This is a genomic window from Klebsiella michiganensis, from assembly GCF_015139575.1.
Lineage (GTDB): Bacteria > Pseudomonadota > Gammaproteobacteria > Enterobacterales > Enterobacteriaceae > Klebsiella > Klebsiella michiganensis.
On sequence record NZ_AP022547.1, the window covers coordinates 3,536,952 to 3,553,299 of the forward strand.

Annotated in this window: 15 protein-coding genes; 12 read left to right on the plus strand and 3 right to left on the minus strand. The window is 56.2% G+C overall.

Annotation, left to right across the window (positions count from 1 at the left end):
- Positions 1 to 62: 62 nt before the first annotated feature.
- From JLG71_RS16630 to JLG71_RS16640, 3 genes are all read left to right on the plus strand, one after another.
- Positions 63 to 1,847: a sensor domain-containing diguanylate cyclase gene (locus JLG71_RS16630; protein WP_025106933.1), complete on the plus strand. Its 1,785-nt coding sequence runs from the start codon at positions 63 to 65 to the stop codon at positions 1,845 to 1,847.
- A 305-nt stretch (positions 1,848 to 2,152) separates the two neighbouring features.
- On the plus strand, positions 2,153 to 2,383 hold the full coding sequence (locus tag JLG71_RS16635; RefSeq protein ID WP_224227263.1) for a hypothetical protein: 231 nt from the start codon (positions 2,153 to 2,155) through the stop codon (positions 2,381 to 2,383).
- A 142-nt stretch (positions 2,384 to 2,525) separates the two neighbouring features.
- Positions 2,526 to 3,854 (plus strand): IS4 family transposase, encoded by a 1,329-nt coding sequence (locus tag JLG71_RS16640; protein ID WP_196942226.1) that lies wholly within the window; start codon positions 2,526 to 2,528, stop codon positions 3,852 to 3,854.
- A gap of 54 nt (positions 3,855 to 3,908) precedes the next feature.
- Here JLG71_RS16640 and icd read toward each other — a convergent pair whose 3' ends face one another.
- Positions 3,909 to 5,159, minus strand: a complete 1,251-nt coding sequence (gene icd, locus JLG71_RS16645; RefSeq protein ID WP_014228876.1) for an NADP-dependent isocitrate dehydrogenase — start codon at positions 5,157 to 5,159, stop codon at positions 3,909 to 3,911.
- Between the two features lie 236 nt (positions 5,160 to 5,395).
- Here icd and rluE point away from each other — a divergent pair, with 236 nt between their 5' ends.
- The 5 genes from rluE to purB are packed head-to-tail and all read left to right on the plus strand — an operon-like array spanning position 5,396 to position 9,763.
- Positions 5,396 to 6,046, plus strand: coding sequence for a 23S rRNA pseudouridine(2457) synthase RluE (rluE, locus tag JLG71_RS16650; protein WP_049082198.1), 651 nt, complete (start codon positions 5,396 to 5,398; stop codon positions 6,044 to 6,046).
- A 20-nt stretch (positions 6,047 to 6,066) separates the two neighbouring features.
- Positions 6,067 to 6,543 carry an NUDIX hydrolase gene (locus JLG71_RS16655; protein ID WP_134896771.1) on the plus strand — a complete coding sequence of 159 codons (477 nt, stop codon included), beginning with the start codon at positions 6,067 to 6,069 and terminating at the stop codon, positions 6,541 to 6,543.
- 38 nt (positions 6,544 to 6,581) lie between these two features.
- Positions 6,582 to 7,688, plus strand: a complete 1,107-nt coding sequence (mnmA, locus tag JLG71_RS16660) for a tRNA 2-thiouridine(34) synthase MnmA (RefSeq protein WP_004849976.1) — start codon at positions 6,582 to 6,584, stop codon at positions 7,686 to 7,688.
- 59 nt (positions 7,689 to 7,747) lie between these two features.
- Positions 7,748 to 8,389 carry a high frequency lysogenization protein HflD gene (hflD, locus tag JLG71_RS16665; RefSeq protein WP_004131471.1) on the plus strand — a complete coding sequence of 214 codons (642 nt, stop codon included), beginning with the start codon at positions 7,748 to 7,750 and terminating at the stop codon, positions 8,387 to 8,389.
- A 3-nt stretch (positions 8,390 to 8,392) separates the two neighbouring features.
- Entirely contained in the window at positions 8,393 to 9,763 is a 1,371-nt protein-coding gene (gene purB, locus JLG71_RS16670) for an adenylosuccinate lyase (RefSeq protein ID WP_004131470.1), read from the plus strand.
- 49 nt (positions 9,764 to 9,812) lie between these two features.
- On the opposite strand, the gene JLG71_RS16675 is transcribed toward purB, so the two are convergent.
- Entirely contained in the window at positions 9,813 to 11,027 is a 1,215-nt protein-coding gene (locus tag JLG71_RS16675; protein WP_109240918.1) for an MFS transporter, read from the minus strand.
- A 99-nt stretch (positions 11,028 to 11,126) separates the two neighbouring features.
- Between JLG71_RS16675 and JLG71_RS16680 the strand changes: the two genes are divergently transcribed.
- The 4 genes from JLG71_RS16680 (at position 11,127) to JLG71_RS16695 (ending at position 15,004) form a co-directional block, all read left to right on the plus strand.
- The gene (locus JLG71_RS16680) at positions 11,127 to 11,573 is read left to right on the plus strand and encodes a winged helix-turn-helix transcriptional regulator (protein ID WP_200913695.1); all 447 of its coding nucleotides are present in this window, start codon (positions 11,127 to 11,129) and stop codon (positions 11,571 to 11,573) included.
- Between the two features lie 85 nt (positions 11,574 to 11,658).
- A complete protein-coding gene (gene phoP, locus JLG71_RS16685; RefSeq protein ID WP_004101181.1) occupies positions 11,659 to 12,333 on the plus strand; it encodes a two-component system response regulator PhoP in 675 nt (224 codons plus the stop codon).
- Complete coding sequence (gene phoQ, locus JLG71_RS16690; protein ID WP_004849971.1) at positions 12,330 to 13,796, plus strand: two-component system sensor histidine kinase PhoQ; 1,467 nt, start codon at positions 12,330 to 12,332, stop codon at positions 13,794 to 13,796. The genes phoP and phoQ overlap by 4 nt, the downstream gene beginning before the upstream one ends.
- A gap of 86 nt (positions 13,797 to 13,882) precedes the next feature.
- Entirely contained in the window at positions 13,883 to 15,004 is a 1,122-nt protein-coding gene (locus tag JLG71_RS16695; protein WP_004849969.1) for a ribosomal protein uL16 3-hydroxylase, read from the plus strand.
- A 55-nt stretch (positions 15,005 to 15,059) separates the two neighbouring features.
- Here JLG71_RS16695 and pepT read toward each other — a convergent pair whose 3' ends face one another.
- Positions 15,060 to 16,289, minus strand: a complete 1,230-nt coding sequence (gene pepT, locus JLG71_RS16700) for a peptidase T (RefSeq protein ID WP_032749571.1) — start codon at positions 16,287 to 16,289, stop codon at positions 15,060 to 15,062.
- Between the last annotated feature and the right edge of the window lie 59 nt (positions 16,290 to 16,348).

Below are 16,348 nucleotides of genomic sequence, written 5' to 3' on the forward strand. Positions count from 1 at the left end.
CGGTGAAGCCGGAGTGTGACGATAAAAAAATAATTAATTCATCTGCACGCAAGGAATATCCGGTGAGAATCGCCACCATGACTAACTGGGCCTACGGGATCACCGTCGCCCTGACCCTCGCCTCAGGCATCGCCATGCTGATGGCCTCAAGTGCGGATAATGCCGAACGCCGCGCCGTCGAACAACGCCAGGCGTTTGACCAGCTAAGCGAAGAAGTAGAAAGCGGCGCCTGGGAGCTTTCCGATCTCGCGCGACTTTACATCATTCAAAAAAATCAGGATGTGCTGCAGGAGTACCGGCAGCAAGCCCAGGCCACCGCCGCCATTGAACATCGTCTGGAAAAGCTGAAAGACAATGGCGCAACCGCTGAAGAGCTGGCGCTGCTGCGCGAGGGTTTACAGATAGCCGATGAACTTCAGGATGAGCAGCAAACGGCGCTGGCGCAGGTTGCCAGGGGAGAAGAAAAAGCGGCGGTCAGCCTGCTTTACGGCGCTGCCTATGAGCAGGAGCTTGAGCGGGTCCAGACGCAGCTCGATCACTTTCGCCTGATGCTCGAAGGCCGGGTGAATAAAACCATTGCCGAGGCTACGGAGAAGTCACGGATCTGGCGTACGCTTTCTGAGATCATGGTTGGGCTCACCGCGCTGATGTTCCTGTTTGTGCTGGGGTTTATTCTTAAGCGGCGGGTGCTCTATCCCGTCGTTCGCCTGAGCGACGTGGTGCAGCGGCTGGCATCGCAGGATTATGCGGTTGAGACGCCGCAGTTTACCCAGATTGATGAAATTGGCGATATGGCCCAGGCCATTCGTATCTTTCGCGAGAACGGGCTGGCGCGGCAGCGGCTGGAACAAGAGCGCGATGCGGACTGGGCGGTCCGCGAGCTGCTGGCGAGGATGACCCAGCGCTTGCAGGGCTGCGAATCGTTCGAGGATGTGATCAAGGTTGCCGAACTGTTCGCGCCAAATATCGCCCCGGAGATCCCGGGCCGGCTGTATATTCTCGATACCGATCCCTGGCAGATGCGCTGCGTGGCGCAGTGGCTTTCTCCGCCGCTTGAAGCCGACGTCTTCCATCCGGATAACTGCTGGGCCGTGCGGCGCGGGCTGAGCCATCCGCCGGTCAACGGTGAGCCGGATATCGCCTGTTATCACCTGTCGGAATCGCAGGCTCAACGGTCGCTATGCGTGCCGCTGATTGCGCAAGGAGAAGCGATTGGTCTGCTCTCCTTCAGCAACGTCACCTCCGCGACCGCCCCGTCCCGCGCCTATCTTGAACTGATGGCCGAAGCCCTGGGTCTGGCGCTGGCGAACCAGCGTTTACGCAACGCGCTGCTGGAAAAGGCGCTGTTTGATTCATTAACCGGCCTGCGTAACCGCCACCACCTGGATGACGCTCTGCATACTCAAATGAATCTGGCGGTACGCAACGGTACGCCGCTGAGCTGCCTGATGATCGATATCGATCACTTTAAGGCGATTAATGATAGTTATGGTCACGAAGCGGGCGATCTGGTCATTAAAAACGTCGCGGCGATTATTCAACGTGCGGTGCGCGATATTGGGATGGCCTTCCGCTATGGCGGCGAAGAGTTCCTGGTATTGCTGGGCGGAACCGATGAAGAGGCCGCAATGGCCTGCGCGACCGACATCTATCACAGCGTTCAACTGCTGACGCTACGCTATGGCCTGGCTGAAATTGGTCAGGTCGATGTGTCCATCGGCATCGCCAGCTACCCGCAGCATACGCAAAGCGATAGCCTGTTGCGCGCGGCTGACGCTGCGCTCTACCGGGCAAAAGAGCTGGGGCGGTCGAGAATTGTGAGCTTTGGGATGTTAAAAGCGGATTGAGTCGACAGTCACACCACCGCGTAAAAGGAGCGCTGCACTCCTTTTACGCGGTGGTGTGAGCAGGACAGAATGGCAACCGTTAAGCGCAATCCTTTTTCTATCCTATTGAAAATCAAGCCTCTTGATCCAGGGCAAAGTCGAAATGCCGCAATTCAGTAAAATTCATCGCCTGATTTGAACAAGACTATGTCGTTTTCATGTTTTTAAGATTTACGCTGTTCTACCTACTTATTATCCCCTTGCAGACTTTCGCGCTTAATTACTCTTCAACTTTTTTAAGACTCAATTGCCCGCAGAGAGGCCTCGTGGAAGTCATTTTGCATGTTTACGATCATACCCAGGAAAAATGGCAGAATAATTTTGAGACCGGCGCGGGGCACAAGCGTTCTGGCGATACGGAACTGATCCCCTTTGCCAACGGAGACATTCTCTTCCACTCCGCTTCAAAAGATGCTTTCAGCTATCTCTACAGCGGCGAGGAGACGCTTCACCACTGCATAAAACTGGACGAGAGACCGCTATACCCCTCCTTTTAGACCCGCGTAACGGACGCGATTCACCCCGGAGAATAAAAAAACGGGAACCCATCGGCTCTAATGCCGATCAGTTAAGGATCGGTTGATCGATCCAGTGGCTGTGTAAGAATCCGGAAATGCTCACCCTTTTCCGGATTTTTTTATGCACATTGGACAGGCTCTTGATCTGGTATCCCGTTACGATTCTCTGCGTAACCCTCTGGCTTCTCTGGGCGATTATCTTGACCCGGAACTGATTTCCCGCTGCCTTGAAGAGTCCGGCACTGTCACGTTACGCAAACGGCGCCTTCCTCTGGAAATGATGGTCTGGTGCATTGTCGGTATGGCACTTGAGCGCAAGGAGCCGCTTCATCAGATCGTTAACCGGCTGGATATCATGTTACCCGGCAATCGTCCGTTCGTTGCGCCCAGCGCCGTGATCCAGGCCCGCCAGCGGCTGGGAAGCGAGGCCGTACGCCGCGTGTTCACGCAAACAGCGCAGCTCTGGCATAACGCCACGCCGCATCCGCACTGGTGCGGTCTGACCCTGCTGGCCATTGATGGTGTTTTCTGGCGAACACCGGACACGCCAGAAAATGATAAAGCTTTCCCCCGCCAGACGCATGGCGGAAACCCGGCGCTTTATCCTCAGGTAAAAATGGTCTGTCAGATGGAGCTGACCAGCCATCTGCTGACGGCAGCGGCCTTCGGCACGATGAAAAACAGCGAAAATGAGCTCGCGGAGCAACTGACAGAGCAGACCGGCGATAACACCCTGACGTTAATGGATAAAGGTTATTACTCCCTGGGGCTGCTGAATGCATGGAGCCAGGCGGGAGAGCACCGTCACTGGATGATCCCGCTCAGAAAGGGTGCGCAGTACGAAGAGGTCAGAAAGCTGGGTAAGGGTGACCATCTGGTGAAGCTGAAAACCAGTCCACAGGCACGAAAAAAATGGCCGGGTCTGGGAGATGAGATGACAGCCCGGCTGTTGAGTGTGACGCGCAAAGGTAAAGTCTGCCATCTGCTGACGTCAATGACGGATGCCATGCGTTACCCCGGAGGGGAAATGGCAGACCTGTACAGCCATCGCTGGGAAATTGAACTGGGATACCGGGAGATAAAACAGACGATGCAACTGAGCAGGCTGACGCTAAGAAGTAAAAAGCCGGAACTTGTGGAGCAGGAACTGTGGGGCGTCTTACTGGCTTATAATCTGGTGAGATATCAGATGATTAAAATGGCCGGGCATCTGAAAGGATACTGGCCGAATCAACTGAGCTTCTCAGAATCATGTGGCATGGTCATGAGAATGTTGATGACTCTTCAGGGCGCTTCACCAGGGCGTATCCCGGAGCTGATGCGCGATCTTGAAAGCATGGGGCAACTGGTAAAATTACCGACAAGAAGGGAAAGGGCCTTCCCGAGAGTGGTAAAGGAAAGGCCCTGGAGATACCCCACAGCCCCGAAAAAAAGCCAGTCAGTTGCTTAACTGACTGGCATTAGAACCCATCGGCTCCCGTTTTTGCTTAACCCAGAGACTGGATTACATATTCGCGATAATCGCGTCGCCAAACTCTGAACATTTCAGCAGCTTAGCGCCTTCCATCAGACGTTCGAAGTCATAGGTCACGGTCTTGGCGGCGATAGCGCCTTCCATGCCTTTGACGATCAGGTCTGCGGCTTCGAACCACTGCATGTGGCGCAGCATCATCTCAGCGGACAGGATAATGGAACCTGGGTTCACTTTGTCCTGGCCGGCATATTTCGGTGCAGTACCGTGGGTGGCTTCAAACAGCGCGCACTCGTCACCGATGTTCGCACCAGGGGCAATACCGATACCGCCAACCTGCGCCGCCAGGGCATCAGAGATATAGTCACCGTTCAGGTTCATACAGGCGATAACATCGTATTCCGCCGGACGCAGCAGGATCTGCTGCAGGAAGGCGTCGGCGATAACGTCTTTAACGACGATCTCTTTCCCGGTGTTCGGGTTTTTAATCTTCAGCCACGGGCCGCCGTCAATCAGCTCACCGCCGAACTCTTCGCGTGCCAGCTGGTAACCCCAGTCTTTGAACGCGCCTTCGGTGAATTTCATGATGTTGCCTTTGTGCACCAGAGTCAGAGAATCGCGATCGTTGGTGATAGCGTATTCGATGGCGGCGCGAACCAGGCGTTTAGTGCCTTCTTCAGAGCACGGCTTGATGCCGATACCGCAATGTTCCGGGAAGCGAATTTTCTTCACGCCCATTTCATCGCGCAGGAATTTGATCACTTTATCTGCTTCAGCAGAATCGGCTTTCCACTCGATACCGGCGTAGATGTCTTCAGAGTTTTCGCGGAAGATAACCATATCGGTCAGTTCAGGATGCTTAACCGGGCTCGGGGTACCCTGATAATAACGAACCGGGCGCAGACAAACGTAGAGGTCCAGTTCCTGACGCAGAGCAACGTTCAGAGAACGGATGCCGCCACCGACTGGGGTGGTCAGAGGGCCTTTGATAGCAACACGATATTCACGAATCAGATCAAGAGTTTCGGCAGGCAGCCAGACATCCTGGCCATAAACCTGGGTCGATTTTTCACCGGTGTAAACTTCCATCCAGGAAATTTTACGCTCGCCCTTATAGGCTTTCTCAACGGCAGCATCAACCACTTTCAGCATCGCCGGAGTCACGTCAACGCCGATACCATCACCTTCGATGAACGGGATAATCGGGTTATTAGGGACGTTCAGCTTGCCGTTTTGCAGGGTGATTTTTTGACCTTCCGCCGGAACTACTACTTTGCTTTCCATTAACCTCTCCTTCGAGCGCTTCTGGTTCTGCTCTTCCCTCTTCACGCTAGCCGGGCGTTGGCTTTACTCGCCCACTCCCGTCATCGGAATATCCCGCTAACCGGAGATTTCGCGTCCGTGTCGCCTTCCTGTAATGCGAATCGGTTTGAGCAACCTTTTTGTTAATAAGTTGTAATGAGCATGTCAATACTACCTGAATGTTTGCATCCATGAAAGGCATTCGTAATTAGGCTATAATGCGGCAATTGATTGAGTCTGAAAATACCATGCAAAAAACTTCATTTAGAAAACATCGCGTTGAGCGATTCAGCACGCAACAAGTCACCAGACAACGCAAAGAACGCCAGCCAAAAACTGTGATCTTGTTCAATAAACCATACGATGTATTGCCGCAATTTACCGATGAAGCCGGGCGCAGCACGCTAAAAGATTTTATTCCGGTTGCCGGCGTCTACGCTGCCGGTCGGTTGGATCGCGATAGCGAAGGCCTGCTGGTACTGACCAACGACGGCACGCTGCAGGCGGCGCTCACTCAACCGGGTAAGCGCACCGGTAAAATTTATTATGTTCAGGTGGAAGGTGAACCCACGGCGGACGCGCTGGCCGCGCTCCGCGACGGCGTCACGCTTAATGACGGCCCTACTCTGCCCGCCGGCGTTGAGCGGGTTGCGGAACCAGAGTGGCTGTGGCCGCGGAATCCGCCCATCCGCGAGCGCAAATCTATCCCCACCAGCTGGCTGAAAATCACCCTCTATGAGGGACGCAACCGCCAGGTACGGCGGATGACCGCCCACGTCGGCTTTCCGACGCTGCGCCTGATTCGCTATGCGATGGGCGGCTATACGCTGGATGGCCTGGCCAACGGCGAATGGCGCAAAATTGATTAACCGTAGCCTAAGGAAAAACAATGTTTAAGCCTCACGTCACCGTCGCCTGCGTGGTTCACGCGAAAGGCAAATTCCTCGTTGTTGAAGAAACGATCAACGGAAAAGCGCTGTGGAACCAGCCTGCAGGTCACCTCGAAGCCGACGAAACCCTGGTTCAGGCCGCAGAGCGCGAGCTCTGGGAAGAGACCGGCATTCGCGCGACGCCGCAGCACTTTCTTCGCCTGCATCAGTGGATAGCCCCGGATCGCACCCCGTTTTTGCGCTTCCTCTTTACTATCGAGCTTAACGATACGTGTATCACCGAGCCCCATGATAGCGATATCGATCGCTGCCTGTGGCTCAGTGCTGAGGAAATTCTTAACGCAACAAACCTGCGTTCTCAACTGGTTGCCGAGAGCATTCGCAGCTATCAGCAGGATCCGCGCTACCCGCTGTCGCTCATCGGCGAATTTAACTGGCCGTTTACAGGGGGTGCCTCGACGGATGACGCGTGCTAGAATACGCCGCCTCGAAGTTCAATGTAGTGAGTATTCCAATGTCAGAAAGCCAGAAAAAAGTGATCGTCGGCATGTCCGGCGGGGTTGATTCCTCAGTTTCCGCTTACCTGCTGCTCCAGCAAGGGTATAAGGTGGAAGGCCTGTTCATGAAGAACTGGGAAGAAGACGACGGCGAGGAATACTGCACCGCAGCGGCGGATCTTGCCGACGCGCAGGCCGTTTGCGATAAGCTGGGAATTGAACTTCACACCGTCAACTTTGCCGCAGAATACTGGGACAACGTATTCGAATTGTTCCTTGAAGAATATAAAGCCGGCCGCACGCCGAACCCGGATATTCTGTGCAATAAAGAAATTAAATTTAAAGCCTTCCTCGAATTTGCCGCAGAAGACCTCGGCGCTGACTACATCGCCACCGGGCACTACGTGCGCCGCGCCGACGTTAACGGCAAGAGCCAGCTGCTGCGCGGCCTCGACGGTAACAAAGACCAGAGCTACTTCCTTTATACTCTCAGCCACGAACAGATCGCGCAAAGCCTGTTCCCGGTAGGAGAGCTGGAAAAGCCGCAGGTGCGTAAAATCGCCGAAGAGCTGGATCTCATCACCGCGAAGAAAAAAGACTCGACCGGTATCTGTTTTATCGGCGAACGTAAATTCCGTGAATTCCTTGGCCGCTACCTGCCCGCCCAGCCGGGTAAAATTATCAGCGTTGACGGCGACGAAGTTGGCGAGCACCAGGGCCTGATGTACCACACGCTGGGTCAGCGTAAAGGCCTGGGCATCGGCGGCATCAAAGACGGCGGCGAAGACCCGTGGTACGTGGTCGACAAAGACGTCGAAAACAATATTCTGATTGTCGCCCAGGGCCACGACCATCCGCGTCTGATGTCCGTGGGGTTGATTGCTCAACAGCTGCACTGGGTAGACCGCGAGCCGCTGACCGGCACGCTGCGCTGCACGGTGAAAACCCGCTACCGCCAGACCGATATCCCCTGCAGCGTAAAAGCGCTGGATGACGACCGCATTGAAGTGATCTTTGATGAGCCGGTTGCCGCCGTCACGCCTGGCCAGTCTGCGGTCTTTTACCGCGACGAAGTCTGCCTCGGCGGTGGGATTATCGAACAGCGCTTGCCGCTGCAGGCTTGACAGACATATTAGCCGCGGAATGCCTCAACCAGGTATTCGGCGGTTTACAAGGAGAATGTGTGGCGAAGAATTATTATGACATTACGCTGGCGCTGGCCGGCGTTTGCCAGGCCGCGCGTCTGGTTCAGGAACTGGCGCACCAGGGGCACTGCGATAGCGACGCCCTGCATGTGTCGCTGAACAGCATCATCGACCTCGACCCGGATTCAACGCTGGCGGTGTTCGGTGGTAGTGAAGCCAATCTTCGTCTCGGGCTGGAAACTCTCATTGGCGTGCTGAATACCAGCAGTCGCCAGGGACTGAACGCCGAACTCACCCGCTATACTCTAAGCCTGATGGTGCTCGAGCGTAAGCTTGCCGCCAGCAAAGGGGCCATGGATACCCTCGGCAACCGTATCGGTGGCCTGCGTCGTCAGCTTGAACATTTCGATCTGCAATCCGAGACCCTGCTCAGCGCAATGGCCGGCATCTATGTTGATGTCATTAGCCCGCTGGGCCCGCGGATTCAGGTGACCGGCTCTCCAGCCGTGCTGCAAAGCCCTCAGGTTCAGGCGAAGGTTCGTTCTGCCCTGCTGGCAGGTATTCGCTCCGCGGTGCTCTGGCACCAGGTCGGCGGCGGACGTCTGCAGCTGATGTTTTCCCGTAATCGTCTGGTTAACCAGGCAAAACAAATTCTTGCTCATTTAACCCCGGAGTTGTGATCTATGGAATTATCCTCACTGACCGCCGTTTCCCCAGTCGACGGCCGCTACGGCGACAAAGTCAGCGCGCTACGCGGTATCTTCAGCGAATTCGGTTTGCTGAAATTCCGCGTTCAGGTAGAAGTGCGTTGGTTGCAAAAACTGGCCGCGCACGCAGCGATCAAGGAAGTTCCTGCTTTTGCTGCCGACGCAAACGGTTACCTTGATAAAATCGTCGCCGATTTCAGCGTAGAAGATGCAGAGCGCATCAAAACGATCGAGCGTACCACCAACCACGACGTCAAAGCGGTTGAGTATTTCCTCAAGGAAAAAGTCGCCGACGTGGCAGAACTGCACGCGGTCTCCGAGTTTATCCACTTCGCCTGCACCTCCGAGGACATCAACAATCTGTCCCACGCGCTGATGCTGAAAACCGCCCGCGACGAAGTGATCCTGCCATACTGGCGCAAGCTGATCGACGCGGTTAAGGACCTGGCGGTACAGTATCGCGATATCCCGCTGCTTTCCCGCACCCACGGCCAGCCGGCCACGCCGTCCACCATGGGTAAAGAGATGGCGAACGTCGCTTACCGTATGGAGCGCCAGTATCGTCAGCTGAATCAGATTGAAATTCTGGGCAAAATCAACGGCGCGGTTGGGAACTATAACGCCCACATCGCCGCCTATCCGGAAGTCGACTGGCACCAGTTCAGCGAAGAGTTCGTCACCTCGCTGGGTATCCAGTGGAACCCGTACACCACCCAGATTGAACCGCACGACTATATCGCCGAGCTGTTTGACTGCGTCGCCCGCTTCAACACCATCCTGATTGATTTCGATCGTGACGTGTGGGGCTATATCGCGCTCAACCATTTCAAGCAGAAGACCATTGCCGGCGAAATCGGCTCTTCCACCATGCCGCATAAAGTGAACCCGATCGACTTCGAGAACTCCGAAGGCAACCTCGGTCTGGCCAATGCGGTGATGCAGCATCTGGCAAGCAAACTGCCGGTTTCCCGCTGGCAGCGCGACCTGACCGACTCCACCGTCCTGCGTAACCTCGGCGTGGGCATCGGCTACGCGCTGATCGCGTATCAATCCACCCTGAAAGGCGTGAGCAAGCTGGAGCTGAATCAGGACCGCCTGCTGGATGAACTGGACCACAACTGGGAAGTTCTGGCCGAGCCGATTCAGACCGTCATGCGTCGCTACGGCATCGAGAAGCCGTACGAGAAGCTGAAAGAGCTGACCCGCGGCAAGCGCGTTGATGCCGAAGGCATGCAGCAGTTCATCGACAGCCTGGCGCTGCCGGAAGCGGAAAAAGTTCGCCTGAAGGCCATGACCCCGGCTAACTATATCGGCCGTGCGACCACCATGGTTGACGAACTGAAGTAAACCTTTCCACCCTCTTTCCGCCGGGAAAGAGGGTTATTTTTCCTCCCCCTCATCTGCTCGTCGTCATCCCCCGGGTCATCAACCAGAACAGCAGCGCCAGCAGACTGACCGAAGCCCCCAGCAGGCAAACGCCCTGCCATCCCGCGCGCGCATATACCGCTGTCGTACTCACCGCGCCCAAACCGCTGCCAAGCGCATAAAACAGCATATACAAACCGACCAGCCTGCTGTGCGCTTCGGGACGGGTACGGAAAATCATGCTTTGATTGGTGACATGCAGCGCCTGACCGCCGAGATCCAGTAGTACAATGCCGACCAACAGCGCCGCGGGCGACCATGCCATCAGCGACAGCGGCCACCAGGCTATCAGCAACATCACCAGGGCCGCGGCGCTGGTGCGCTGCCCATATCCGCGATCGGCCCATTTACCGGCACGCCCCGCTGCCAGAGCGCCGATGACCCCGACCAGGCCCAGGGCACCAATCTCAGTATGGGAAAAGCGAAAGGGCGGAGCGCTTAATGGCAAAACCAGCGCACTCCAGAAGATATTGAAAGCGGCAAACATCAGTAATGCCAGCACGCCGCGCACCTGAAGCACTTTTTCCTGGCGCAGCAGAGCCAGCATGGATATCAACAGCCGCGGATAGCTCAGGGGGTTCGGCGCAGCCGCCAATACCGGCAGCCGACGCCACAGCGGAAGCGCAATACCCAGCATCAGTAAAGCGGCCAAGATGTACACCCCGCGCCAGCCGAAGAGATCGCTAATCGACCCGGAGAAGACCCGCGCCAGCAGCAGCCCGATAAATACTCCGCTTTGCGCAGCGCCCACCACGCGCCCCTGTTCATGGGGCGCGGCGGCGCTGGCGGCATACGCGATTAGCCCCTGGGTCATCGCGGTACCCAGCAGGCCAACGGCAAGCATACAGCCCAATAGCATCACGGCGGTGGAAGCCATACTCACCGCCGCCAGGGCAGCGATCAGTAAAATCACCTGCGTCGCCATCAGGCGGCGGCGATTCACCCTGTCGCCCAGCGGCACCAGCAGTAGCAACGCCATTGCGCAGCCAATCTGGGTCGCCGCAATCACCCCGCCAATCGCGGCGTCGCCGATCGCAAAATCTCGCGCTAGCGCGTCGAGCAGCGGTTGCGCGTAATACACGTTTGCCACGCTCAGGCCGCTGGCGATAGCAAACAGCCAGACCAGGCTGCGAGGCATAACCGTTTGCGGATCGCTTAGCGTTGGAGATATCAGTGTCGCTTTCATGATGCCCACCTTGGTTATCTGGTTTCAAAATAAAACCAGTTGAAGGCTAGAACATCAAGTTTTAAAATGCAACTACTTAACAGACCGTTCGGAGAGCCCATGCCAGCGCGTGAAAAAATGAAAAACGAAACCTGCCCCGTCGCCCGAAGCGTGGATATTATCGGCGATCGCTGGTCCTTGTTGATTGTACGCGACGCCTTTGATGGCATACGCCGCTTCAGCGATTTTCAGCGAAGCCTCGGTATGGCACGTAATATTCTCTCTGACCGTCTGCACAAATTGGTAAACTCAGGTATTCTCACTATGCAATCCGCCTCGGATGGCACGGCTTATCAGGAATACGTACTGACGGCAAAAGGAGAGCGTTTGTTCCCCGTTGTCGTTGCGCTACGCCAGTGGGGAGAGCTGCATCTGTTTGCCCATGGGGAACCCCATTCCGCACTGATCGATAAACGTACGCTGCGCCCGATACCGATGATGTCGCCCGCGGCCGAAGATGGACTCGTCCTCACCGCCCAAGAGACCGAGGTACAAAAAATCGAATAAAATTCTTTATTTAACAGCTGTTTATATTAAAGGTGTATAATAAACGCTAAACTGTTCAATATCATAAATAAAATGGAGAACTGGCATGCGCGTACTCGTGGTTGAGGATAACGCTCTGCTGCGCCACCACCTGAAAGTTCAGCTGCAGGAGCTGGGACATCAGGTCGATGCGGCGGAAGACGCAAAGGAAGCGGATTACTATCTGGGTGAGCACGTTCCGGACATCGCCATCGTCGATCTTGGCCTGCCGGATGAAGACGGCCTTTCGCTGATTCGTCGCTGGCGCAGCCACGACGTGTCGGTACCGGTGCTGGTGCTGACCGCCCGCGAAGGCTGGCAGGATAAGGTTGAGGTCCTGAGCGCCGGAGCGGATGATTACGTCACTAAGCCGTTCCATATCGAAGAGGTTGCCGCCCGCATGCAGGCGCTTCTGCGGCGTAATAGCGGCCTGGCATCACAGGTTATCTCCATTCCGCCTTTCCAGGTGGATCTGTCGCGTCGCGAGCTGTCGGTCAACGACCAGCCCATCAAGCTGACGGCATTTGAATACACCATTATGGAAACCCTGATCCGCAATCGGGGCAAAGTGGTCAGCAAAGATTCGCTGATGCTGCAGCTCTATCCCGACGCCGAGCTGCGCGAAAGCCATACCATCGATGTGCTGATGGGACGATTGCGCAAAAAAATACAGGCTGAGTATCCGCAGGATGTGATTACCACCGTGCGCGGTCAGGGCTATCTGTTCGAACTGCGCGGATGAAAGGGGTGCTGCGGCATATTCTGCCGCTGTCGTTACGCGTTCGCTTTCTGCTGGCGACGGCCGCCGTGGTGCTGGTGTTGTCACTCTCCTATGGCATGGTCGCGCTGGTGGGGTATAGCGTCAGTTTCGATAAAACCACCTTCCGCCTGCTGCGCGGCGAGAGCAATCTGTTCTATATGCTGGCGAAATGGGAAAACAACACCATCGATGTTGATATCCCCGAAAACCTGAATATGCAAAGCCCCACGGTGACGCTCATTTACGACGCCCGCGGCCAGCTGCTGTGGGCACAGCGCGACGTACCCTGGCTGGTAAAACGTATTCAACCGGACTGGCTCAAAAACAACGGCTTTCACGAAATTGAGGCCGACGTTGACAGCAGCAGTATGCTGCAGCACAACAACCATGAGATTCAACAACAGCTGGACGCCATTCGGCAAGAGGACGATGGCTCCGAAATGACCCACTCGGTGGCGATCAATATCTATCCGGCCACCAGCACCATGCCGCAGCTCAGTATCGTGGTTGTCGACACCATTCCGGTAGAGCTTAAGCGCTCCTACATGGTGTGGAGCTGGTTTATCTATGTCCTCGCGGCTAACCTGCTGCTTGTGATCCCGCTACTGTGGGTCGCGGCATGGTGGAGCTTGCGCCCTATCGAATCGCTGGCCAAAGAGGTGCGCGAACTGGAGGAGCATCACCGTGAGATGCTCAATCCGAATACCACCCGCGAGCTGACGCGGCTGGTCAGCAACCTCAACCGCCTGCTGAAAAGCGAACGCGAACGCTATGATAAATACCGCACGACGCTGACCGACCTCACCCACAGTCTGAAAACCCCGCTTGCGGTGATGCAGAGTACGCTGCGTTCCATGCGCGGTGAGAAAATGAGCGTCAATGAAGCAGAGCCGGTGATGCTGGAGCAGATTAGCCGCATCTCGCAGCAGATTGGCTACTATCTGCACCGCGCCAGCATGCGCAGCGGCGGTTCGCTGCTCAGTCGCGAGCTGCATCCCATCGCTCCGCTCCTCGACAGCCTGACCTCGGCGCTGAATAAGGTCTATCAACGTAAAGGCGTGAACATTACCCTGGATATCTCGCCGGAAATCAGTTTTGTCGGTGAAAAGAATGATTTTATGGAGGTTATGGGCAATGTGCTCGATAACGCCTGTAAATACTGCCTTGAGTTTGTGGAAGTCTCCGTCCGGCAGACCAACGACAACCATCTGCATATTCTGGTTGAAGATGATGGCCCGGGGATCCCTGCCGCGATGCGCAGCGCGGTGTTCGACCGCGGCCAGCGCGCAGATACGCTGCGCCCCGGACAGGGCGTCGGTCTCTCGGTTGCCCGCGATATCGTAGCCCAGTACGATGGCCGCATCCTCGCCGAAGAGAGCCTGCTCGGCGGCGCCTGCATGGAAGTTATTTTTGGTCGCCAGGCACTGGAAGATAAAGAGAGCTAAAACAGTCGGTTTTTTAACGGCGCCTGCATCATGCTGGTGCCGCATCCGTTATAATCCCTAACAGACACCTGCTGTGGAATATAAATATGGATTATCAATTAACGCTTAACTGGCCCGACTTTATCGAACGCTACTGGCAAAAACGCCCGGTGGTGCTGAAACGGGGCTTTGCTAATTTCGTCGATCCGTTAAGCCCGGACGAACTGGCCGGACTGGCAATGGAGAGCGAAGTCGACAGCCGCCTGGTCAGTCATCAGGACGGTAAATGGCAGGTCAGCCACGGCCCCTTTGAGAGCTACGATCACCTGAGCGAGAATAACTGGTCGCTGCTGGTACAGGCAGTCAATAACTGGCATCAGCCAACGGCGGCGCTCATGCATCCGTTCCGCGCCCTGCCCGACTGGCGCATCGACGATCTGATGATCTCGTTTTCCGTCCCCGGCGGCGGCGTCGGTCCGCATCTCGACCAGTACGATGTGTTTATCATTCAGGGTACCGGCCGCCGCCGCTGGCGCGTGGGTGAAAAAGTGCCGATGAAACAGCACTGCCCGCACCCGGACCTGCTGCAGGTCGACCCGTTTGAAGCCATCATTGATGAAGAGATGGAGCCGGGCGATATTCTGTATATTCCGCCGGGGTTCCCGCACGAAGGCTACTCGCTGGAAAACTCGCTCAACTATTCAGTTGGCTATCGCGCGCCTAACGCGCGTGAGCTGTTCAGCGGCTTTGCTGATTATATTTTGCAGCGTGAACTGGGCAGCCAGCGTTACGCCGACCCGGACGTACCGTCTCGCGAGCACCCTGCGGATATTCTGCCCGCGGAGCTGGATCGCCTGCGCGATATGATGCTGGGGCTGATTAATCAGCCGGAGCACTTTAAGCAGTGGTTCGGCGAATTTATCACCCAGTCCCGGCACGAGCTGGACGTGGCGCCGCCGGAGCCACCGTACCAGCCGGATGAAATTTACGATGCCCTGCAGCAGGGGGATAAGCTGACGCGTCTTGGGGGCCTGCGCGTGCTGCGGATTGATGGCGAGGTATTCGTCAACGGCGAGAAGATCAACTCTCCGCACCGTCCGGCGCTGGATGCTCTGGCAACCCACCTGACGCTAAACGCTGAGCATCTCGGCGATGCGCTGGAAGATCCCTCCTTCCTCGCCCTGCTGGCCGCGCTGGTCAACAGCGGCTACTGGTTCTTTGAGGACTGAGTCTTCGACTGCCCGGTGACGGCTGACGCCTCACCGGGCCCGTAGCTTATAGCCTTCATGCGCCTCGTTTCGCCGTCAGCTCCGCAATACGTACAATCACCTGCACCGCCTTCTCCATGCCTTCAAGCGTCACAAACTCATGCTTGCCGTGGTAGTTATAGCCGCCGGTAAACAGATTCGGACACGGCAGACCCATAAAGGAGAGCTGCGCGCCGTCGGTACCGCCGCGAATCGGCTTCATCTGCGGATCGATCTGGCAATCCACCATCGCCTGACGGGCAATCTCCACCACGTGCGGGTGCGCCATCACTTTTTCATGCATATTGTAATAGCTGTCTTCGATGACCAGCTCAATATAGCAATCCGGATGCAGCCCCTTGCCGACCTTTTTGGCGATCTCCATCATTTTGCGCTTGCGGGCCTCAAACTGCTTGCGGTCAAAATCGCGGATGATGTAGTGCATATCGGCCCGGTCGACCGTGCCTTTGATGCTGGCCAGATGGTAGAAGCCCTCATAGCCTTCGGTGGTTTCCGGCGCTTCGTCCGCTGGGACTTCGGCATGAATGCGCGCCGCCAGCGACAGCGCGTTGACCATCACCCCTTTCGCCGTACCGGGATGAACATTGTTGCCAACGATCTTAATCGTCACCGACGCGGCGTTAAAGTTCTCGAACTCCAGCTCACCTACGCCGCCACCGTCGACGGTATAGGCCCAGCAGGCGTCAAACGCGGCAACATCGAAATGCTTCGCCCCTTTGCCCACCTCTTCATCCGGGGTAAAGGCCACGCGAATATCGCCGTGAGGAATATTCTTCGCCTTTAGCGTCGCCAGCGCGGTCATGATCTCTGCGATACCGGCTTTATCATCGGCGCCGAGGAGCGTTTTACCATCGGTGGTGATCAGCGTCTGCCCGAGCAGCTGGTGCAGTATCGGGAACATCACCGGCGAGAGGACCTCATCGCCAATACCAAGCGCGATATCGCCGCCGCGATAGTTTTCTACGATCTGCGGATTCACGTTCTTGCCGCTGAAGTCAGGCGACGTATCGACATGAGAAATAAAGCCAATGGCCGGAATATCACCCTCAACGTTAGCTGGCAGGGTGCCCATGACCGTCCCTTTCTCACTCAGCGTCACATTCACCAGTCCCATTTCTTGCAGCTGCGCCTGAAGCAGACGTAGCAGCTTCCACTGACCTTCCGTGCTCGGTACCTGACGCACGCCCGGTTTCGACTGCGTGTCTAAAGAAACGTACTGCAAAAAACGCTCAAGCAATTTATCCATGTAGCCACCCTCTTCTTTTGTGACAACATTATTGATAAGCCGGAAAAACCAAATATTGC

Excerpts from the sequence above, each read along its gene's own strand:
- JLG71_RS16640 (WP_196942226.1), top strand. The coding sequence starts at position 2,526 with ATGCACATTGGACAGGCTCTTGATCTGGTATCCCGTTACGATTCTCTG.
- icd (WP_014228876.1), bottom strand. The coding sequence starts at position 5,159 with ATGGAAAGCAAAGTAGTAGTTCCGGCGGAAGGTCAAAAAATCACCCTG.
- rluE (WP_049082198.1), top strand. The coding sequence starts at position 5,396 with ATGCGGCAATTGATTGAGTCTGAAAATACCATGCAAAAAACTTCATTT.
- JLG71_RS16655 (WP_134896771.1), top strand. The coding sequence starts at position 6,067 with ATGTTTAAGCCTCACGTCACCGTCGCCTGCGTGGTTCACGCGAAAGGC.
- mnmA (WP_004849976.1), top strand. The coding sequence starts at position 6,582 with ATGTCAGAAAGCCAGAAAAAAGTGATCGTCGGCATGTCCGGCGGGGTT.
- purB (WP_004131470.1), top strand. The coding sequence starts at position 8,393 with ATGGAATTATCCTCACTGACCGCCGTTTCCCCAGTCGACGGCCGCTAC.
- JLG71_RS16675 (WP_109240918.1), bottom strand. The coding sequence starts at position 11,027 with ATGAAAGCGACACTGATATCTCCAACGCTAAGCGATCCGCAAACGGTT.
- JLG71_RS16680 (WP_200913695.1), top strand. The coding sequence starts at position 11,127 with ATGCCAGCGCGTGAAAAAATGAAAAACGAAACCTGCCCCGTCGCCCGA.
- phoP (WP_004101181.1), top strand. The coding sequence starts at position 11,659 with ATGCGCGTACTCGTGGTTGAGGATAACGCTCTGCTGCGCCACCACCTG.
- phoQ (WP_004849971.1), top strand. The coding sequence starts at position 12,330 with ATGAAAGGGGTGCTGCGGCATATTCTGCCGCTGTCGTTACGCGTTCGC.
- JLG71_RS16695 (WP_004849969.1), top strand. The coding sequence starts at position 13,883 with ATGGATTATCAATTAACGCTTAACTGGCCCGACTTTATCGAACGCTAC.
- pepT (WP_032749571.1), bottom strand. The coding sequence starts at position 16,289 with ATGGATAAATTGCTTGAGCGTTTTTTGCAGTACGTTTCTTTAGACACG.